At 62.8% G+C, this 21,149-nt stretch carries 17 protein-coding genes and 1 pseudogene; 9 read left to right on the forward strand and 9 right to left on the reverse strand.

Going from position 1 to position 21,149, the window contains the following annotated elements; genetic code table 11:
* Nucleotides 1-5 precede the first annotated feature (5 nt).
* From WN982_RS24490 to WN982_RS24515, 6 genes are all read right to left on the reverse strand, one after another.
* Nucleotides 6-1,079, reverse strand: a complete 1,074-nt coding sequence (locus WN982_RS24490) for an oligopeptide/dipeptide ABC transporter ATP-binding protein (RefSeq protein WP_341318238.1) — start codon at nt 1,077-1,079, stop codon at nt 6-8.
* Nucleotides 1,076-2,086: an oligopeptide/dipeptide ABC transporter ATP-binding protein gene (locus WN982_RS24495; RefSeq protein ID WP_341318239.1), complete on the reverse strand. Its 1,011-nt coding sequence runs from the start codon at nt 2,084-2,086 to the stop codon at nt 1,076-1,078. Before WN982_RS24495 ends, WN982_RS24490 begins: the two co-directional genes overlap by 4 nt.
* A 1-nt stretch (nt 2,087) precedes the next feature.
* Nucleotides 2,088-3,002, reverse strand: coding sequence for an ABC transporter permease subunit (locus WN982_RS24500; RefSeq protein ID WP_341318240.1), 915 nt, complete (start codon nt 3,000-3,002; stop codon nt 2,088-2,090).
* A 4-nt stretch (nt 3,003-3,006) separates the two neighbouring features.
* Complete coding sequence (locus WN982_RS24505) at nt 3,007-3,945, reverse strand: ABC transporter permease subunit (RefSeq protein ID WP_341318241.1); 939 nt, start codon at nt 3,943-3,945, stop codon at nt 3,007-3,009.
* A gap of 16 nt (nt 3,946-3,961) precedes the next feature.
* Nucleotides 3,962-5,578, reverse strand: coding sequence for a peptide ABC transporter substrate-binding protein (locus tag WN982_RS24510; protein ID WP_341318242.1), 1,617 nt, complete (start codon nt 5,576-5,578; stop codon nt 3,962-3,964).
* Nucleotides 5,579-5,751: 173 nt separating this feature from the next.
* Nucleotides 5,752-6,324, reverse strand: a complete 573-nt coding sequence (locus WN982_RS24515; protein ID WP_341318243.1) for a cupin domain-containing protein — start codon at nt 6,322-6,324, stop codon at nt 5,752-5,754.
* Nucleotides 6,325-7,287: 963 nt separating this feature from the next.
* On the opposite strand from WN982_RS24515, the gene WN982_RS24520 reads away from it, so the two are divergent.
* Complete coding sequence (locus WN982_RS24520; protein WP_341318244.1) at nt 7,288-8,826, forward strand: oligopeptide:H+ symporter; 1,539 nt, start codon at nt 7,288-7,290, stop codon at nt 8,824-8,826.
* A gap of 151 nt (nt 8,827-8,977) precedes the next feature.
* Here WN982_RS24520 and WN982_RS24525 read toward each other — a convergent pair whose 3' ends face one another.
* Nucleotides 8,978-9,415 (reverse strand): carboxymuconolactone decarboxylase family protein, encoded by a 438-nt coding sequence (locus WN982_RS24525; protein ID WP_341318245.1) that lies wholly within the window; start codon nt 9,413-9,415, stop codon nt 8,978-8,980.
* 112 nt (nt 9,416-9,527) lie between these two features.
* On the opposite strand from WN982_RS24525, the gene WN982_RS24530 reads away from it, so the two are divergent.
* The 7 genes and pseudogenes from WN982_RS24530 (at nt 9,528) to WN982_RS24560 (ending at nt 16,816) form a co-directional block, all read left to right on the forward strand.
* A complete protein-coding gene (locus WN982_RS24530) occupies nt 9,528-11,006 on the forward strand; it encodes a PLP-dependent aminotransferase family protein (protein WP_341318246.1) in 1,479 nt (492 codons plus the stop codon).
* Between the two features lie 6 nt (nt 11,007-11,012).
* Nucleotides 11,013-11,093 (forward strand): annotated as a pseudogene (locus tag WN982_RS24535) (sel1 repeat family protein); the annotation flags it as partial.
* 470 nt (nt 11,094-11,563) lie between these two features.
* Entirely contained in the window at nt 11,564-12,016 is a 453-nt protein-coding gene (locus WN982_RS24540) for an HU family DNA-binding protein (protein ID WP_007177969.1), read from the forward strand.
* A gap of 448 nt (nt 12,017-12,464) precedes the next feature.
* Entirely contained in the window at nt 12,465-13,874 is a 1,410-nt protein-coding gene (locus tag WN982_RS24545) for a circularly permuted type 2 ATP-grasp protein (protein WP_341318247.1), read from the forward strand.
* Between the two features lie 141 nt (nt 13,875-14,015).
* Entirely contained in the window at nt 14,016-14,966 is a 951-nt protein-coding gene (locus WN982_RS24550) for an alpha-E domain-containing protein (RefSeq protein WP_341318248.1), read from the forward strand.
* A gap of 13 nt (nt 14,967-14,979) precedes the next feature.
* Nucleotides 14,980-15,780, forward strand: a complete 801-nt coding sequence (locus tag WN982_RS24555) for a transglutaminase family protein (RefSeq protein ID WP_341318249.1) — start codon at nt 14,980-14,982, stop codon at nt 15,778-15,780.
* A gap of 163 nt (nt 15,781-15,943) precedes the next feature.
* Nucleotides 15,944-16,816 carry a proteasome-type protease gene (locus WN982_RS24560; RefSeq protein WP_341318250.1) on the forward strand — a complete coding sequence of 291 codons (873 nt, stop codon included), beginning with the start codon at nt 15,944-15,946 and terminating at the stop codon, nt 16,814-16,816.
* A 305-nt stretch (nt 16,817-17,121) separates the two neighbouring features.
* Here the strand turns inward: WN982_RS24560 and WN982_RS24565 are convergent, their stop codons facing one another.
* On the reverse strand, nt 17,122-18,291 hold the full coding sequence (locus tag WN982_RS24565) for a porin (RefSeq protein WP_341318251.1): 1,170 nt from the start codon (nt 18,289-18,291) through the stop codon (nt 17,122-17,124).
* A 439-nt stretch (nt 18,292-18,730) separates the two neighbouring features.
* Complete coding sequence (locus tag WN982_RS24570) at nt 18,731-20,053, reverse strand: YihY/virulence factor BrkB family protein (RefSeq protein ID WP_341318252.1); 1,323 nt, start codon at nt 20,051-20,053, stop codon at nt 18,731-18,733.
* A 194-nt stretch (nt 20,054-20,247) separates the two neighbouring features.
* Between WN982_RS24570 and WN982_RS24575 the strand changes: the two genes are divergently transcribed.
* Complete coding sequence (locus tag WN982_RS24575) at nt 20,248-20,787, forward strand: YbaK/EbsC family protein (RefSeq protein ID WP_341318253.1); 540 nt, start codon at nt 20,248-20,250, stop codon at nt 20,785-20,787.
* Nucleotides 20,788-21,149: the final 362 nt, after the last annotated feature.

The raw sequence follows: 21,149 nt of genomic DNA on the forward strand, positions 1-21,149 counted from the left end.
TTGCTTTAGTGGTCCCCCAAGGGGACTTCCTTCGGGGCGCCCCCCAAGGGGACTTCCTTCGGGGCGTCGCTCACGCGAATGCACGCGACGCGCGTCGCGCTCGCTCCTTGCGTGACAGGCTGCGGAATCTCCTGCGCACAGGCTTCGATCGCGTCCGGGCAGCGCGTGCGAAACGCGCAACCCGAGGGCGGGCTGAGCGGCGACGCAATCTCGCCGCGCAGCAGCAGATGACGGCGCGCGCGTTCGACGGCCGGATCGGGCACCGGCACCGCCGACAACAACGCGCGCGTATACGGATGGCGCGGCGTGCCATACACCTCGCGCTTGTCGCCGAACTCCATCACGCGTCCCAGATACATCACCAGCACGCGATGGCTGATCGCCTTGACGACCGCGAGATCGTGCGCGACGAACAGCAGCGACAGCGACAACTCGCGTTGCAGATCGCGCAGCAGGTTGACGATCTGCGCCTGAATCGACACGTCGAGCGCCGACACCGGCTCATCGCAGATCACCAGTTGCGGCTCGCCGATCAACGCGCGCGCAATGCCGACGCGCTGACACTGGCCACCCGAAAACTCATGCGGATAGCGGCGCAGATGCTGCGCGTTGAGGCCGACGCGTTCGAGCATCGTCAGCACGCGCCGCTGCACGTCGGTGCGGGAGACGTCCTGCCCGTACGTGGTGAGCGGCTCGGCGACGATCTGTTCGATCGTCATGCGCGGATCGAGCGAGGCGAGCGGGTCCTGGAAAATCATCTGTACGTCGCGGCGCAAATGCGAGGTGTCGCGGCGCGCATCCGGCAGCACGGTTTCGTTACCGAGCCAGCGCACGCTGCCGCTTGCCACCGGCGCGAGTCCGATGATCGCGCGCGCCAGCGTGGACTTGCCGCAACCCGATTCGCCGACGAGGCCCACAGTTTCGCCGCGCCGCACGTTGAACGACACGCCGTCCACCGCGCGCAGCGTCGCTTTGCCGGACCACGGAAAGCCGCCGCGCGGCACGCCGAATTGCACCTTGAGATTGTCGACCGACAGCAACGTTGCCGGATCCTGACTTGCAGTTGAAGTGGCGCTCATGCGTGTTGTGCCTCAATGATTTCCAACGCGGGCCGATGACATGCGCGCAGCGCGCCGCCGCCCGGGCCATCGGCGCTGGTCTGCGATGCTGTTAGCGCTGGGCGCGATTCGCGGCACCGCTCGCTGCAATACGCGCAGCGCGGCGCGAACGCGCAACCCGCGCCGACTTCGCCGGGCAGCGGCGGATTGCCGGGAATGGTTTGCAGCGGACGGTCGTCGTCGTCGGTCAGGCGCGGCAATGCGTTCAGGAGGCCGATCGTGTACGGATGGGTCGGCGCGGCGAACAGCGCGGCGGCGCTCGCCTGCTCGACGGTCTGGCCGGCGTACATCACCATCACGTCGTCGCACAAACCGGCTACCACGCCCATGTCGTGCGTGATCAGAATGATCGCGGTGCCGCGTTCGCGATTCAGCTCGCGCAGCAACTCGATGATTTGCGCCTGCACGGTCACGTCGAGCGCGGTGGTCGGCTCGTCGGCGATCAGGATTTCCGGCTCGGAGAGCAGCGCCATCGCGATCATCACGCGCTGACGCATGCCGCCGGAGAACTCGTGCGGATACATGTTGATGCGCCGTGCGGCGTCGGGAATACGCACCGTCTCGAGCGTTTCGATCGCACGGCGGCGCGCTTCGCGGCGCGACATCTTGCGGTGCAGTTGCAGCGTCTCGGTCATCTGCCGTTCGATCGTCAGGAACGGATTGAGCGAGGTCATCGGGTCCTGGAAGATCATACCGACGCGGTCGCCGCGAATCTTGTTCAGCGCGGCTTCGTTCATCGTCAGCAGGTTCTCGCCGCGATAGCGCGCCTCGCCGGACACCTTGCCGTTGCCGGCCAGGAGGCCCAGCAACGCCATCACCGTCTGGCTCTTGCCGGAGCCCGATTCGCCGACGATGCCGAGCGTGCGGCCGGCTTCCAGCGAAAACGACACGCCTTGCACCGCGTCGACGGGTGCGCCTTCGCGGCGCGTGAAGCGCACGCTCAGGTCTTTGACTTCGAGTAGCGGCATGTCAGCGGTCCTTCGGATCGAATGCGTCGCGCAGACCGTCGCCGACAAAATTCACGCAATACAGCGTCACGCACAACATCACGGCCGGGCACAGCAGCAGCCACGGCATCGATTCGAGCTTCTGCGCGCCGTCCTGAATCAGCACACCCCAGCTCGTCATCGGTTCCTGCACGCCGAGACCGAGAAACGACAGCACCGATTCCGTCAGCACGATATTGGGCACCGTCACGCTCGCGTACACCACCACCACGCCGAACAGATTCGGCACGATGTGGCGCGCGATGATCGAGCGGGAACTCACGCCGATCGCGCGGGCGGCATCGATGAATTCGCGCGAGCGCAGCGACAGCGTCTGGCCGCGCACCACGCGCGCCATGTCGAGCCACGAGAATGCACTGATGGTCAGCACGACCAGATAGAACGCGCGGCCGAACATCGTCATCATCAGGATGGCGATCAGCATGTAGGGGATCGCGTACATCATGTCGACGATGCGCATCATCACCGCGTCGACGCGTCCGCCCAGATAACCGGCGGTCGCGCCGTACGCGACGCCGATCAGCCCCGACACCAGCGTGCCGAGCAGACCGACTTCCAGCGACACCAGCCCGCCTTGCAGCGTGCGCGCGAGCAGGTCGCGGCCGAGTTCGTCGGTGCCGAACCAGTGCATGTTCAGCCACGTCGGCGGCAGACTGATCGCGCTCCAGTCGCTGTCGATCGGGTTATTCGGCAACAGCCACGGACCGGCGACGCAAGCGATCACGATCAGCAGCAACACGACGAAACCGGCAAACGCCGCGCGATTGCGCACGAAGCGCATGGCGGCGGTGGCGAGCGGGCCGCGCGAACGCGGCGCCTTCGCGATGGCCGCGAGCGGATCGAGCGCCGCGGCAGTCGTTTGAAGAGAGCGGGGCATGGGATCAGTACCGGATGCGCGGATCGAGCCATGCATACGCGAGGTCGACCAGCAGATTGAACAGCACGGCCACGGCGGTCGTCAGCACGACGAGGCCGAGCACGAGGGTGTAGTCGCGGTTGATCGCGCCGTTGACGACCAGTTGGCCGAGGCCGGGCAGCGCGAACACCGATTCGGTGACCACCGCCGCGGTGATCGACGAGATGCAGATCGAGCCAAGCAGCGACACCACCGGCATCAGCGCGGGCTTGAGCGCATGGCGCAACACGATCGTGCGGCCCGGCAGGCCTTTGGCGCGCGCGGTGCGGATGAAATTGCCCGTCAGCACTTCGATCATGCTGCCGCGCATCACGCGGGCGATCGCAGCGACGTTGATGATGGTGAGCAGCACGATCGGCAGCACGCGATAACGCCACTCGCCTTCGCCCCAGCCGCCGGCCGGCAGCCAGCCGTGGCCTTCGGAGGTCTTCAGCAGGATCGCGAAGATCCACACCAGCACCGGGCCCAGCACGAACGGCGGCACCACGTTGCCGATATTGCCGAGCACCATCACCGCGTGGTCGACGAAACGGTCACGCCGCACCGCGGCCAGCGTGCCGAGCGTGACGCCGATCACGACCGCGATCGGCACCGATACGCCACCTACGCCGAGACTCACCGGCAACGCCTTCCACACCAGATCGTTGACCGACCAGTCGGCGTAGCGGAACGACGGACCCAGGTCGCCGTGCAGCAACGAGCCCAGGTAGTGGAGATACTGCAGCCACAACGGTTCGTCGAGGTGGTACTTGGCGTTGAGGTTCGCGAGCACGGCCGCCGACAGGTGCTTCTCGGTGTCGAACGGCCCGCCCGGGGTGAGGTGCAGCAGCAGATAGCACGCGGTGATCACGGCGAGAATCGTCGGGATCGCCCAGAGCGTGCGGCGCAGCGTATAGGCCAGCATGACGGGGCTCCCGCGCTTAGTGCTTGATCAGATACATGTCTTGCGTGGCGCGCTGGTCGACGTAATTGGTCGACGTGTAGCCGCCCACATACGGTTTGACCAGCCGGTCCGCCGAGTACTGGAAGAGCGAAACCAGCGGGTAGTCGTTCATCGCCAGATCGTGCGCCTGCGTGAGCAGGGCGGTGCGCTTCGCTTCGTCGAGCTGCTGGTTGCCTTCATCGACCAGCTTGTCGACTTGCGGATTGCAGTAGCGCTGATCGTTCTGCACGCTGTTGCAGCGTATCAGATCGAAAAACGAGTTGGCGTCGTTGTAGTCGACGAACCAGCCGTCGCGCGAGGCTTGCACCTTGCCGTCGTGGCGTTGCTTGAGCAGTACCTTGTATTCGACGTTTTCGAGCTTGGCGGTCACGCCGAGCTTGGTACGCCATTCCGACGTGGCAAACAGCGCGACCTTCTTGTGCAGGTCGTTGGTGTTGTAGGTGAGCGTGAACGTCAGCGGTTTCGCGTCCGAATAGCCTGCGGCCTTCAGCAGGTTGCGCGCGTAATCGACGCGCCTGGCCATCGGCCAGCTTGCCCAGTCAGGCGTGAAGACGTTCGCGCCTTCCGTGCCCTTGGCGATCAGGCCGTACATCGGCACCTCGCCGTCGGCCGTTAGACGCTTGGTCAGCAGGTCGCGGTCCAGCACCATCGCCAGCGCCTGGCGCACGCGCTTGTCTTTGAATGCAGGGTCTTCGTTGTTCAGGCTGTAGTAGTAAGTGGCGATCTGCAGGCCGGTTTTCAGTTCGGGGCCGAACTGCTTACTGACCTGTGTATAGATGCCCGACGGAATCGAATACGTGTAGTCGAACTGGCCGGCCTGATACATGCGCATTGCCGTTTCGTCGTTTTCGATCGGCAGATAGGTCACTTTCGTGATCACGACCTTGCTGGCATTCCAGTACGTACTGCTTTTGGTCGCCACCAGCCGGTTGCTCGGTTGCCAGTCGGTCAGCGCATACGGGCCGTTACCGACGAAGTTGCCCGGGCGGGTCCAGTCGCCGCCGAATTTGGTGATTGTCGCGCGATTGACCGGGGCCATGGCCGGCATGGCGACCAGTTGCGGGAAGAAGGCAGCGGGCACTTCGGTGGTGACTTCCAGTGTGTACGGATCGACGGCGCGCGCGGCGAGACTTGTCAGCGGCGCCTTGCCGGCGATGATCGCCTTGGCGTTCTTCACGAATTCGACCAGCACCGTGTACTTCGAACCCGTCTTCGGATCGAGCACGCGTTGCCATGCGTAGAGGAAATCAGCTGCCGTGACCGGCTGGCCGTTGCTCCAGCGCGCATCGTGGCGCAGCTTGAAAACCCACGTATCCGGCCCGGTGCGCGTCCACGATTGCGCGACGCCCGGCACTATTGCGCCGGCCGCATCGATGCGCGTCAGACCTTCGAACAGGTCGAGCGCGATCGTATCGCCGGTCCAGGATTCGATATGCGCGGGATCGAGCGATTCGGTTTCGGACGGCACCTGGCGGGTGAGCTCCTGGCTGGCAGCAAGCGTGACGCCCGCAGGCACCGTGACGGCGAAGGCGGAAGGCTGAAACGTAAGGACGAGCGCGGTCAGCGCCGTCGCGGAGACGAACGGGGTTTTCATCGATTGAGATCGCAGGGAAAGGTCGAAAGAGGAACGCGCTGACGCCAGGGCGCCCGGTTATCCGCGTTGCTCGGGCCGGGGCGGCCCTTGTTGTTTGTCCGACATGCAGGATTCCTTACATTTCGTAATGCAGGCAATCCCTGCCCGGATCAACCGGAAAAGGTGCCTGCTTTTTAAAACAGTCTCGGTGTGCCCACCCAGACGACCACCGATTCGATATGAGCGGTATTCGCCCAGCTATGGGGCACCGTCGATTCGTAATGCGCACTGTCTCCCGCGTGCAACACGAACGTCTTGCCTTCCAGCGTCAACGACACTTCGCCGCTGATCACATACATAAACTCTTCACCGGCATGCGTGGTGACTTCCGAGCGCTTCTGCCCGGGCGGCATCCTCACGAGGATCGCTTCGAGCTGACGGCCGCCCGTCAGGTTGGTCAACCGCGCGAACAGATTGGCCGAGTCCGCAAAACCGAAAAACTTTAACTGATCGCCGCGGCACATCGTGCGCTCTTCGCTTGGCGTGTCGACGAAATACTGCACCGTCACCCCGAGCGCGCTGGCAATCCCGGCCAGCGAAGTGATGGACGGTGACGCCAGGCCGCGCTCGACTTGCGACAAAAACGGCTTGGAAATACCGGCCGCAGTTGCTGTGTCGTCGAGCGTGCGCTTTAGCCGTTGCCGCAGCGCGCGGATCTTGCTGCCGAGTTCGAGAGCCGGATTGTTCTTTTGAATTGTCGTGACCATAGCAGGAGGAAATTAGCCCGTCAAAATTTGTTTGATATAAGTAAATATGGTTTGATTGCGGTCCAGACCGGGTGACGGGCATTCAGTAGCCGGTCGTGCAAGGGACCGCATTTTCGAGGCAACACTCTATGTTGCCAGAAGCGAAAAGGGCTCCCGCCGATTTGGCTGGCTCGTGATGGTAATTCGAAAGGCATTTGGGCAAGAACCTCGATATGCGCAGCGCGCGTTCTGCTATGCAGATTGAGTATCAGAGGCCATTAAAGGCATGACGTCAAAGACTATTTTTCTCCGCGGCGTGATCGCGAAACGAACGCCGGATGGCGTGTAAGGGCAGGTAATTGAGCAGGATCAGTGAATTCCCTGAGTGACGAAGAATGCTTCTATTTGCAGAATCTCCCCCGCTTGGCGGAGGGCGCACGTGCTCACATCACACGCCGACCCCGCTGCTGTTTGTCATTCCGCGTGCAGCGATCCTGCGCGGCGGAGCTTGGTCCGGCACGTTCCATCCGAACGGTTGCCGGCGTAAGGATACGACCATCACTGCTGATTCTTTCCGTTTTGGCCTGCGTGCAGGCTGCCCGGCGCGGCTGCCGTCTGCCGTCCGCCAGATTCCCGTTACGCGCGATGCCTTATCATTGAGCCCGCTCCGCTTGACAGAGTTCTGGCCCCATGTGGCGCAGCGTTCCCCTATCCCCCAATCTCCCAATCCCCCAAGGGGACTTCCTTCGGGGCGTACCGCGTGGCGGGCTTCTATCTCTTCCGCTGTTTTTTCTGCCTGTAGTGGCGATTGCGTGCACTGACGAGCGCACAGATGAGCGCGAGTGCGCCGATGCCGCCATCGCCACTTTCCGCCCCATCGACGCCCGGCCAGCCACGCTCCGCCGGTCAATTTCCAGAAGCAGTTTTTCCGCGCCGCGCGGCAAGTCCACGCGCCGCCGCAACCGTATGAACAAGAGGTAAACGATGAATTCATCCAATCCGCCCACTGCACGCGTCTCGCAGACCCGTTCGTTTTCGACGGTCTTTCTGATCGAGATGTGGGAGCGCTTTGGTTACTACGGGATGGCCGCGCTGCTGGTCCTGTTCATGATCGACAAGCTGCACTTTACCGACAGCCACGCCACCCTCACGTGGGGCGCGTTTACGGCGCTGGTGTACGCATCGCCGTCGATCGGCGGCTGGATCGGCGACAAGATTCTCGGCGCGCGCCGCACCATGATCTTCGGCGCGGGTGTGCTCGCCGCCGGTTACCTGATGCTGGCGTTGCCCAACGAGCAGCTCGCCTACATGTACGCGTCGCTCGGCGTGATCGTGGTGGGCAACGGACTCTTCAAGGCGAACGCGGCAAACCTCGTGCGCCGCATTTATGAAGGCGACGATGCGCGTATCGACAGCGCGTTCACGATCTATTACATGGCGGTCAACATCGGCTCGACAGTGTCGATGCTCGCTACGCCGTGGATCAAGGACCACTGGGGCTGGCATACGGCGTTCGCAGTCTGCTGCGCGGGCATGCTGCTGTCGGTGCTGAACTACTTCATCATGTTCCGCACCCTCGCGCATATCGGCTCCGCGCCGGACGCCGAACCGATCCGCTGGAAACGCGTCGGCGCGGTCGCGCTGGGCGGCCTCGTGCTCGGTACGGCGACAATGTTCGTGCTGCAACACAAGGCGATCGCGGTGGCCTGCGTGTACACGGCGGGCGTTGCGATTCTGGCGATCTTCGCCTACATGCTGGTCAGGTGCGAACGCTCGGAACGCTCGGGTCTGCTTGCCGCGCTGATTTTGACTGCGCAGGTGATTCTGTTCTTCGTGTTCTATGTGCAAATGTCGACGTCGTTGACGCTGTTCGCGCTGCGCAACGTCGATCCGCATTTTTCGCTGTTCGGCGTGACGCTGTTCTCATGGAGCGCCGCGCAATTCCAGGCGCTCAATCCGATCTGGATCATGCTGCTGAGCCCGGTGCTCGCGCTGCTGTATACGAAGCTCGCGAAGAGCGGCAAGGACGTGCCGGTGGCGGTGAAGTACGCGATCGGCTTCGCGGTGGTGGCGGCCGGCTTTTTCGTGTATGCGGCCAGCGGCAATTACGCGGTGAATGGCCGTGTGTCGTCGTGGTTCATGGTGGGCGGCTACGGCTTGTACTCGCTGGGCGAGTTGCTGGTCAGCGGGCTGGGCCTCGCGATGATCGCGCGCTACGTGCCGGCGCGCATGAGCGGCTTCATGATGGGCGCTTACTTTGTGGCGACCGGCGTATCGCAGTATCTCGGCAGCGTGGTCGCGAATTTCGCGCAGATGCCGGCGCGCAATCTGGATCCGCTCGAATCGTTGCCGCTGTACACCAGGTTGTTTGACGGCTTGGGCTGGCTCGCGGCAGTGGGCGCGCTGATCGCCGTGCTGCTGTTGCCGCTGATGCGCAAGCTCTCGCGTGAGCATCAGCGTTGCGGCGACGAAGCGCGTGAGAACGCGCGGCAAACGGCTGCGCTGGGCGTGGTGACGGAGTAATCTGCTTCGGCTTCAGAAGCGGCGTGCGGGCCGCTATCCGGCTATAAAACCGCTCGCTTGCACCGCAGACGGAAGCATAAAAAATGGCGCGCCACGCATGACGTGGCACGCCATTTTTGCGTCTATGGGCGCTTGTCGAAGCGGGTTTCGCTTACTCCGGCATCTTCCGGAACGACACCGCAATCCGGTTCCAGCCGTTGATCGCGATCAACAGCAGCGTCAGGTCGGCGATCTCCTGCTCGGTGAAATGCGGCTTCACCGCGTCCCACACCGCATCCGGCACATGCGTTTGGGCGACCAGCGTGACCGCTTCGGTCCATTCGAGCGCCGCGCGCTCGCGCGCGGTGAAGAAGGGGGCTTCGCGCCATGCCGCCACTGTCGCCAGACGCCGCTCGGTTTCCCCGCCCTGGCGCGCGTCCGTCACGTGCATATCGAGGCAGAACGCGCAGCCGTTCAGTTGCGACGCACGGATTCGCACCAGTTCAGCGAGCGGCTTGTCGATGGTGCTCTTGCCGATGGTTTCTTCGAGCGCGATCATCGCGCGGGTGCCGCTCGGGCTGGCCTTATAGAAATCGAGACGCGGTTGCATGAGCTGTTCCTTATCGAAAGTGTCCGCTTCAAGCGGGCGACGGAGGTAAGCTTACGATCTGTATTGGTCGTTCGAAATGACCATTTCTGGATTATTTGAGGTAACCACTCGGATGGACATCCATATCGCGGTCGAAGGGCGTCACGATCTGTCCGGACAGATCTACCGGCAACTGCGCGCCGGGATTCTCGAAGGCCGGCTCGGCGGTGGCACGCGGTTGCCGTCCACGCGCGATCTCGCCACGCAACTGGGCGTGTCGCGCAAGACCACGCTCGAGGTATTCGAGCGGCTCCTCGCCGAAGGCTATCTGAACGCTCGCGCCGGTTCAGGCACCTTCGTCGCCGATGGGCTGGAGCGCTTGCCGGTGGAGCGCTCGTCGCACGCGCGAGCAGCGGTCTCCGCGCGCGAGCAGGCGAGGGCCAAAGGCAACGCCCGCGCTCGCGCCCAGCCGCTTTGGGAGCAGATGCCCGACACCTTGCCGTTGCCGCGGCCTACGGTGCCGTCACCGCAAGACTTTGTCGGCGGCACGACCGACAAATCGCTGTTCCCCTTCGACGTCTGGCGCCGCTGCGTGAACCACGCATTGCGCGTACAAGCGCGTGGCCGAGGCGTCTATCACGATGCGGCCGGCGAACAGGAGTTGCGTCTCGCGATCTCGCGCTACCTCGCGTTCAACCGCGCGGTGGCGAGCAATTGGGAGGACGTGATCGTCACGCAAGGCGCGCAACACGCGCTCGATCTGCTGGCGCGCATCACGCTGCGGCCAGGCGATGTCGCGGCGATCGAGGACCCCGGCTACACGCCGGCCCATGCATGCTTCACGGCCACCGGCGCGCGCGTCGTGCCGGTGCCGGTGGATAACGAAGGTCTGATCGTGCGTAAGCTGCCGGACAAGGCGCGGCTCGTCTACGTCACGCCGTCGCATCAGTTTCCGCTCGGCATGCCGATGAGTCTCGAACGGCGCGTCGAGTTGCTCGAATGGGCGCAGAAACGCGGCGCCGTGATCATCGAGGACGATTACGACTGCGAGTACCGCTTCGAAGGCCGGTCGATGGAGCCGTTGAAGAGTCTCGACCGCGCCGGGCTGGTGGCGTACGTGGGCACCTTCTCGAAGACGATATTTCCGGAGTTGCGGATCGGCTATGTGGTACCGCCGGCGTCGCTTTTTGGGCCGCTTTTCAAGGCCCGCCAGATCGCCGACTGGCACGGCTGCACGCTCACGCAAACCGCGCTCGCGACCTTCATGCTCAACGGCGACTTCGCCAGGCATCTGCGGCGCATGCATAAGGTCTACGCGGCGCGCCGCGCGATGCTGCTGGATCACTTGCGCGGCGACCTTGCGCCGTGGTTCGAGCCGATCATGCCGACCGCGGGCATCCATATGGCCGCACGTCTGAAAGCGCCTTTGACCGAAGCAGCGATTGTGAGCGCCGCGCGTGAAGCATCGATCGGTCTGTACGGACTCGCGCCGTTCCATCTGCGCGCGAAGCCGCAGCCCGGCTTGATCTTCGGCTACGGCGGCATCGCCGTCGAGCATATCGACGCGGCGCTCACCACGCTTGCCGGCATGTTGCCGCGCCTCGCCGGCTAAATGCGCGCGGCCAATGCGGCGTTACCCGAAGCCAACCCGGCGCTGGCGATCGCCTACCGCAACGGCGAACTCGGCATGCCGCGCGACGAGGGCGAATACTGGGCCTACGTGAAGGAGCGCGAGCGCGAGCACGATCTGAAGCACGTCAGCCGGCCTTGAGCGCGCGCTGAAAACGCCCGGTGATTTTCTGTCGCAGAGGAAGGAACGCCGCCCCTTGCAGAGATTTTCGCTGCAGGGGGCGTGTTTTTTCTGCCGCGCCACTGACTGCGATCGCGCTGCCGATGGATACGAAAGTGCCTGTTTCCACGCATCGAAACGAGCTGTAACGCGCGTTACGTGTTCGTATTGCAGCGCTCTTCGAAGCGCGCTTACCCGCGAAATACCCGCTAAAACAAGCATCAAAATGTGTTGCGCAGTCTGCGCCGCGCAACAAACCTTGGCTGTTATGCACAAAAGAGTCGCGCAAATCGTATTAGCGCTTGTAGAATCCGGCGTTGAAGCGTGCACATACCGTGCGCGCTTCGTGCAATTCACTGACCACAACAGGTAGGAGAAACATGCCGACTTCCGCAAAAAAGGTGGCCAAGAAGGCTGCTGCCCCGGTACCGACCAAGAAGGTTGCTGCAAAGAAAGTTCCTGCGAAGAAAGCCGTCGCAGCTAAGAAGGTCGCCGTGAAGGCGTCCAGCGCACCGTCGCCGATCAAGGACACCTTCACGAAGGCCTCGCTGGCTGCACACGTCGCTGAACGCGCTGCTGTGGAACCGAAGACCGCCAAGGCCGTGCTGGCCGCGCTCGAAGACACGATCCTCGGCGCCGTGCACAAGAAGGGCGCTGGCGAATTCACGCTGTCGGGTCTTCTGAAGATCGTCGTGCAAGCTGTGCCGGCGAAGAAGAAGCGCTTCGGCAAAGACCCGTTCTCGGGTGAAGAGCGTTGGTTCCCGGCCAAGCCGGCTAGCGTGCGCATCAAGGCACGTCCGCTGAAGAAGCTGAAAGACGCAGCAGCAGGCTGATCGCGCTTCATGCGTTGCCGCGGGTTTTTAACTGCGGCGAACGCGTGAGCCGACCGGCAATGCAGGTTGTCTGAATCCCCGCGGGTGCGAATCCGCGGGGATTTTTTTATGCACGTTCCCGGTGGTTTTGCGAGTCGCCCGGAAACGCGCCGTCAACGTGCCGCGAACCTGATGCGAGTTCGGTGCGAGTTCGGTGTCGCGGCGGCGCAGGTTCGGGTCTAATTTTGAGATGGCCGCCGCGGTGCCGAACATGCACCGTACTAGCGCATCATGGGCCGCCGCAGTACGATGGCAGCGAGGCTATGCCGGTCGGGATGCTCCGTTCGCGTGCATGTGCGGCGTTTTACACGCGAAAAAGCTCAATGGCATAGCGCTTGCTTCAACGATTGTCGAACACCGAATGCGCAGCGCATTCGCCTTCTATCCGACAACAAGAGCGGGGCGTGACATGCGATGCTATGACGAGATGCGTCATCACGACGATGCCGTGCGGCCACACTACGCACGCTTCGAACGATGGTTGGTGAAGCAGGGTAATGAAGCGATCGCGCGCAAACGCGCCGAAGCGGACCTGCTATTCCGCCGGGTCGGCATCACCTTCGCGGTAAACGGCGATTTGTCGGGTACCGAGCGGTTGATTCCCTTCGACCTGATTCCGCGCATCATTCCGCGCAGCGAATGGCAGACGCTGGAAGCGGGTTTGCGACAGCGCGTGCAGGCGCTCAACCTGTTCATTCACGACGTTTATCACGAGCGCAATATCGTGCGCGCCGGGATCGTGCCGGCCGAGCAGGTCTATACGAACGCGCAGTACCGGCCCGAAATGCAGGGCGTGAATGTGCCGCTCGGTGTTTACGCGCATATCGCCGGAGTCGACGTGGTGCGCGCCGGCGACGAGGGCGCGTTCTACGTGCTCGAAGACAACCTGCGGGTGCCGTCCGGTGTGTCCTACATGCTGGAAAATCGCAAGATGATGATGCGGCTGTTCCCGGAACTGTTCGTGCAGAACCGCATTGCGCCTGTCGCGCACTATCCCGATCTGCTGCTCGATACGTTGCGTTCGGTGGCGCCCGAAGGCGTCGACGATCCGGTTGTCGTGGTGCTCACGCCGGGCATGTACAACTCCGCGTATTTCGAGCACACGTTCCTCGCGCAGCAGATGGGCGTCGAACTGGTGGAAGGCAAGGATCTGTTCGTCGACGACAACTACGTGTTCATGCGTACCACGCAGGGGCCGAAGCGCGTCGATGTGATCTACCGCCGCGTCGACGACGACTTCCTCGATCCGCTCGCATTCCGTAACGATTCGGCGCTCGGCGTGCCGGGCCTGTTGACCGCGTATCGCGCCGGGCGCGTCGCGCTCGCAAATGCGATGGGCACCGGCATCGCCGACGACAAATCGATCTACCCGTACGTGCCGGAGATGATCGAGTTCTACCTCGGCGAAAAGCCGATCCTCAACAACGTGCCGACCTACCAGTGCCGCAAGCCCGACGATCTCGCGTACACGCTGGCACATCTGCCCGAGCTCGTCGTGAAGGAAGTGCACGGTGCGGGCGGCTACGGGATGCTGGTGGGACCGGCCTCGACGAAAGCCGAAATCGAATCGTTCCGCGAACGCCTGATCGCGCGCCCGGCTGGCTATATCGCGCAGCCGACGCTGGCGTTGTCGGCGTGTCCGACTTTTGTCGAAGCAGGCATCGCGCCGCGCCATATCGACTTGCGACCCTTCGTGCTGTCCGGCAAGACCGTCACGATGGTGGCGGGCGGGCTGACGCGCGTGGCGTTGCAGGAAGGCTCGCTAGTCGTCAATTCGTCGCAAGGGGGCGGCACCAAGGACACCTGGATGGTCGACTGACGGGCTTGCCGAGGGTGTTGCTCATGCAATGCACCGGCAACCCAACAAGCCGGCGACGCACCTCAAACGCCGCCGGCGCACACGGATAACCAGCGCGAGCCTTTTTCAAAGGCTTCGCGCCATCAGATACGGAACGCCGTCATGCTAAGCCGCACCGCCGATCACCTCTTCTGGATGGCCCGCTACATGGAGCGCGCGGAGAACACCGCCCGCATGCTCGACATCAACCTGAAGGCGCAGTTGTTGCCGCAGACGCCCGAGCAGGAAGCGCGCGCGCAACGCTCGGTGCTGCGCATCTCCGAGCTCGAAACCGCGTTCGCGCAGCGCTACGACGAACCGACCCGCGAAAACGTGCTCGATTTCATGGTGGCCGATTCGACCAATCCGTCGAGCATTCATTCGTGTTTGCAGGCCGCGCGCGAAAACGCCCGCGCGGTACGCGGCACGTTGACGACCGAATGGTGGGAAACCATCAACGACACCTGGCTGGAATTCAACGAGCGCACCGCGTCCGGTCAGGCCGCGGGCAACCCGGGCGCGCTGTTCGAGTGGGTGAAGTTCCGCTCGCATCTGTCGCGCGGCGTGACGATCGGCACCGCGCTGCAAGACGACGCGTTCTTCTTCACGCAGCTCGGCACGTTCCTCGAACGGGCCGACAACACCGCGCGGATTCTCGACGTGCGTTTTGCCGACGTCGAACCGAATTCACGCGACGCCGCGCGCCAGCTCGAAGATTTCTACTACTGGACCTCGATTCTCAGCTCGGTGTCGGCGCTCGAAATCTATCGCAAGGTGTATCGCGATGTCGTGACGCCGGCGCGGGTGGTCGAACTGATGATCCTGAACCAGCAGATGCCGCGCTCGCTGCTGGCGTCGCTCGAAGGCGTCTGCGCGAATCTGGCGATGCTGCGCACGCAGGGCTCGAACCAGTGCGAACGCTTCGCCGGCAAGCTGCGCGCCGAGCTGGTGTACTCCGACATCCGGCAGATTTTCGAAACCGGCCTGCACGCCTATCTCACGCAGTTCCTTGCACGCGTGTTCGAACTCGGCAATCTGGTCGCCCGCACCTATCTGATGCTGCCAGTCGCCTGACGGAGTTTTTTATATGTACCTGACGATCCGCCACGACACCGCCTATCGCTACGAAGCGACTGTCCATTATTCGATCCAGCAACTGCGTCTGACGCCGGCAAGCGGCGCCTCGCAGGTGGTGCGGCGCTGGAGCATCGATGCGCCCGGCAAGCTCGACGCTACCTTCGACGCTTACGGCAACGTGCTGCACACGCTGGTCATCAACAAGCCGCATAGCGAGATCCGTCTGCATGTGGCCGGAGAAGTGGACACGATTCCGCTCATCGACGGTCACCTGCCCGACAGCGTCGGGCCGATTCCGCTCGAGCACTTCACCTGTGCGACGCGTCTCACCGAAGCCGACGCCGCAGTCCGTGAACTGGCCGAATCGGTGCCGGTCCTGACGACCTCGAGCGGCCTGATCGAACTGTCCGAACAGATCATGCAGCGCGTGAAATACCGCTCGGGCATCACCGAGGTGACCAGCACCGCTGCGCAAGCGCTCGCGCTCGGCAACGGCGTGTGCCAGGACCACGCGCATCTGATGCTGGCCTGCTGCCGGGCGCGCGGCATTCCAGCGCGGTACGTGAGCGGCTACATCGAACCGGGCGACGTGCCGCACGGGGCGAGCCATGCATGGGTCGACGTGTGGCTCGACGGCCGCGGCTGGATTTCCATCGACGTGACGCATGCCGCGTTTGCCAGCGAAAGCTACTGCCGGCTCGCCGTCGCGCGCGATTACGAAGCCGCCGCGCCGGTGCGCGGCCGGCGTATCGGCGGGCTGGAAGAGGAGTTGAAGGTGTCCGTGACGGTCAGTGCACAGCAGTCGCAATAGCGGCTAAGAACGGCTTCAGAGGTCCGGGAGGGTTGGCGCGAACACGCGTCAGCCCGCACAGCTTGCAGAAAAGGCCCGCAAAGACCCTAATACGCAATAAAGGCGCACGCGCGCCGCATTACAATAGCGGCGTTATGTCGTTTTTTTGCGGGTACTTTTTCTTATGACCTACTGTGTAGCGATGTCCGTCGACGATGGGCTCGTGTTCCTCTCGGACACACGCACCAACGCGGGCGTCGATCACATCAGCACGGCGCGCAAGATGTCGGTGTTCGAGATGCCGGGCGAACGCATGCTCGTGCTGCTCGGCGCCGGCAATCTGTCGCTGACGCAAGCAGTGCTGCACGAACTCACCGAACCGGCCGATGCGGCCCAGCCAACGCTCTGGACCGCGCCGACCATGGCCGACGCGGCGCGCGTGATCGGGCGCGCGGTGCGTCGCGTGCACCAGCGTGAGGCTGAGGCGTTGCAGGAATTCGGCGTCGACTTCAATTGCAGCTTCATTCTGGGTGGGCAGATCGCGGGCAACCGGCCGCACCTGTTCATGATCTACTCGGCAGGCAATTTCATCGAAGCGTCGGCCGTGAATCCATATTTCCAGATAGGCGAGGCCAAGTACGGCAAGCCGATCATCGATCGTGTGCTGACGCCTTCCACACCGCTCGACGAAGCCGCCAAGTGCGCACTGATCTCGATGGATTCGACGTTGCGCTCGAATCTGTCGGTGGGTTTGCCGCTCGATCTGCTGGTGTACCAGAAGGATTCGCTGCGCGTCACGCGGTTCGTCTCGATCGATCACGACAATGCATACTTCGAGATGATTCACCGCACGTGGGGCGAGCGGCTGCGCCAGGTGTTCGGCGAGATTCCCGATCCGGACTGGCAGGAGTCGCCCGATGTGCCGCTGCAGCAGCGCGAGCGCACGCTGGTGCTGCATCGCGCGCCGGTAGGCGCCGACGGCATCGAGCATGAACTCGAAGTGAAGCCGGCGCAGACGCTGGCGCAGTCGGACAAGGCGAAGGTTCAGCGGCGTTAGTCAGGTCGCCGGATCGTCAGATCGGGGCGGACGAGGCTTCTATCTAAACTGCGAGCGTCACGCCAAGGTCGTCACGAGCCTGCTAAAGGCTTCGCTGGCGGCCTTTTTATTCTCTGTTGAGATCGTCCTGGGCGCGTCACGGTATGCGAACGTGAGCATGCGTCCGTCCACGTCTTGCGCATGCCGGCAGGCTGCGCTGCGCCAAACTACGAACTACAAATCACGGACGAAAAAAACCAGCCACAGGTTTATCACCCGTGGCTGGTTTTCAACTGCGTATTGCTTCAGCAGTCCGTCAAGCTCGATTAGAACTTGTGGCGGATGCCCAGGCTGAGGATTTCTTGCGAGCTCGTAGCCGAGTTGTAGCCGTACGAACCGATTGCTGCGCCTGCGGTCACAACGCCGGCCGAACCTGCCGCAATGCGTTGGTTGCCGCTGGCGTGTTGATACGCACCAACCAGGTAGATGTCCGTGCGCTTCGACAGGTTGTAGTCGCCGCCAAGCGAAACCTGGTGATACGTTGCGCTCGTATCGCCGCTAGCCTTCGTGTAGATGTAGCCCACGCCCACCAGCATAGCCGGCGTAGCCTGGTAACCCAGGTAAGCGCCACCGACGTTGTACTTCTCCGTCGAACCGAAGCCCGACGCTGCGTCCGGCTTGTATTGAGCGTTGCTGTAGCGCACGCTAGCCGTAAACGGGCCTGTCACGTACTGCAGTGCCACCGAAGCGATGCCGATCGACTTGGCTGTCGCGTAGATGCCGCTGACCTGATTGTTGAACGTACCGTCCGACGTGCCACCCCAGCCCGCACGGGCAGTCGCCGAGCTCGCGTTGTCGGCGCGGAAGTAGCCTGCAGCAACGCTGAACGGACCCGTTGCGTACGTTGCAGCGCCCGACCACGTTTGACCCGAACCCGTCTGGCCAGCCACGCCGCCGAATGCGTACATGCCTTCGAACTGGAGGCCGCCCCACACCGGCGAGGTGTACTTGATGGCGCTGTTCGTGCGCGAGGAGTTGTCGTTGTTGTCGACGTCGCCCGGCGTGGTGAAGGTGGAACCGAAGTAGTTGTCTGCCGTCAGCGGTTGAACCAGGTCAACCACCGGATCGTACTGACGACCGGCCGTGACTGTACCCCACTGGTCGCCCGTCAGGCCGACGTAGGCTTGACGACCGAACATCTTGCCGCCTTGACCCAGCTTGCCGTTGTTCACGTCAAAGCCGTTTTCCAACTGGAAGATTGCCTTCAGGCCACCGCCCAGGTCTTCCGTGCCCTTCAAGCCAAAACGCGGGCCTTGCAGGTTGCCACCGGCCAGGCCGACTTGATTGGCGTTGTGGCCTTTGCTGTCGACGGTGTTGTGAGCGTACTGGATCGATTCATCGATCAAGCCGTACAGGGTAACGCTGCTTTGAGCATGTGCCACGCCAGTGACGCCCAGGAGCGCCAGCGAGAGGGTAGACAGTGCGATTCGTTTCATCCATTTCTCCACGCAGATGATTGGTTTCTTTGTTGCGGATTGGAGAATAGCTCACCGCTTCTATCGACAAGAACAGGAAAAAAAAGAGTGTCTCCAAAAAGTGACAAAAGCTGCAAGGTCTTGTATTTAAAGCCCGTTAACGATTGTTGCTGTTTTGACAATATTGATTCGTTGACTGAGCATTATTGTTGTTTTGTTGACAGTGAAGGTTGCAGTGCATGCAATTCAGACACTTGTTTGAAGGTTTTTTGTAACCTAGTCGTCTAAGTTTTGTGTCAGATCCGTAGCGTTCGCATAAAAGTTGGAATGCTTATCAGTTGACGAACGCGCTGGACAGAGCTTTCAGATTGTGAGCATGCACCACGAACGAGCATCGTATGAGTTTGCGATCTTCGGGGGCTCGCATGTCGCCTCGCAGCGTTGACATGAGGCTTTCGCCTCATGTATCGCTTTCGTCGTTATCAGCGCCAAGGCGCGCCACTGTGGCGACGGCAATCCCGGCGGCCGCTGCCAACAGGACCGAGCCCCATGGATGCCGCCTGACATAGCGATCCGCCGCGACGGCTTTGCGCCTCGCCTCCACCAGCGTGACGGCCGCGGCGCGGGTGGCTTGCGCTTCGGCGTGCACGACGCCGCGGCCGATCCTGACTGCCGTAGTGCGCGCCGACGCTTTCTGCCGTGGTTGGTCCGTCGAGGAAGCCGTGCCTCGAGCGGAAGCGGGACCCGCCGCGGCAGCAGCACCGGCCACGGGAGCGACGCCGGTGCCGCTGGTCGCGCGCTCGTTCGCGTGTGGCACCGCATCCGCCGATACCGTCGACGCGGCCAGCACCGAAGCAAGCTTCGCGCGGCTGCCCGGGGGCGGATTGTCCTGCATGCCCCATCCGCCGCGCGGGTCGTGCAGGCGGCCGCGCGCCGCCGAGAATTCCGCGCCGAGCAGCAGCACGGCTGCCGAGAAGTACAGCCACATCAACAGCACCGCGAGCGAGCCGGCCGCGCCGAACGCGCTCGCCATCCCCGCATGAGCGATATACAAGGCGAACAGCTTCTTACCCGTCGAGAACAGCACGGCCGCAACGATCCCGCCGACAAACGCATCGCGCCACTGCACCCGGGTATCGGGCAAGAACTTCAGCAAGCCGGCAAACGCGAACACCAGCACCAACAAACCGACCCCGAGTTGCAGCAGGTTGCCGATCACGACATACGGAGAGTCGCCCCAGAGCCATTTGCCGATGAACGTGATGACCGTATCGAGCACCAGCGAGACGATCAGCAGGAACGCGACGCCCAGTACGAGACCGAACGAAATCAGCCGGACCCGGACCATCGCGATCACGCTCGACGAGCGCGGCCCGGTGTTGGGCCACACTATATTGAGTGCGCTGTTGAGCGACGAGAAGGTGGCTGATGCGCCAATGGCCAGCATCGTGAACGAAATGATCGCTGCGACGCCGCCTGCATTGCCGCTGTGATGCGCGTTCTCGACGATGGTTTGCACGCCGGCGGCGGCCTGATCGCCGAGCAGGCCATGAATGTGGTCGAACAGTTCGCCGCGCGCGGCTTGCGCGCCGAAGAACCAGCCGGCCACGGCAATCACCATCACCAGCGTCGGCGCTAGCGAGAAGGCTGCGTAGAACGCGATGCTGGCGGCCATGGCTGCGCAGCGGTCGTCGGAAAACTGTTTGAATGCGCCGATTGCCCAGTTGGCCTGCTTGCGGGCCACCATCTGGAGGTTGTCGACGGAAAGCGTGTCCATGTCCATGGTCGTCTTCTCAGTGGGGTACTGGCGCCGGATGCGGCGTTGCGCCGTTGAGGCGGCTTCGAAGCAGCCTTTGCATCGGGGCCTTTTGCAAACCTTGTGCCTGTCACTATAACAAGGCGGCATGCGGGTTTCGTTGACGCGCGCGAGTCAGGTGTGCCGTTAGAATGCCGGTGGGCCCTCACATTCTTGTCGCTATGCACTCACACGAACTCGTACAACAGCTGGACCTGATCCCAGCGGAACAACTGGGCGCGCATCTGCCCGCGCATGTCGTCGCGCAGTTGCCGGCCCGGGGCGTCACAGTGTTCGCCGTCAGCGACGACGCCTCCGACACCGCCGAATTCAGCGCACGTTATGGCTTCGGCCTGGAAGACTGCGCGAACACCATCGTGATCCGCTATAAGAAGGAGGGCGCCGAGCATTATGCGGCGCTGGTCTCGCTGGGGTCGTTGCGTCTGGATATCAACGGAGCGGTGAAGGCTGCGCTTGGCGCGCAGCGGCTTTCGTTTGCTAAGCGGGAAGCTGCTGTTGAGCATAGTGGAATGGAGTTTGGGGGGATTACTGCTTTTGGTTTACCGGAGGATTGGCGCATTCTCGTCGATGCTGCTGTTATGGAGCGTGCACAGATTGTGATGGGGGCAGGGGTTAGGGCAGCTAAGTTGCTGCTGGCGCCTGATGTTTTGCGGCAGTGGGGTCGATGTGAGGTTGTGGGGTTGACCTTGCCGGTAGCTTGAGGTTTTGCTTTTTTGCCTGCGCGGCGCTTTAGCTGTGTGCCTGCGGCGGTGGCCTTTCCTTGATTTGATATTGGTTTATTAGCGTTCCCCCTGTGCGGGGGGCACCTACTTTTCTTTGCCTGCCGCAAAGAAAAGTAGGCAAAAGAAAGCGGCTCAAACCGCTAATTTTTAAGCGGGTCCCCTGGCTTGGAGGGGATAGTGGAGCATCTGGAATCGGTGTTCTCGCACATTCAGCGGGAGTGACAAGGCAGTCATCCTTCCGGCGGCGCTGCGCGCGCCGTGGCGGTACTTCATCAAACCGCCTGGCGGTTTGGGCGCCGGCGCCTGGTTCGGCGCGGTGGCTCGCCCTCGCGTTCCAAATG

Source organism: Paraburkholderia sp. IMGN_8 (assembly GCF_038050405.1).
Lineage (GTDB): Bacteria > Pseudomonadota > Gammaproteobacteria > Burkholderiales > Burkholderiaceae > Paraburkholderia.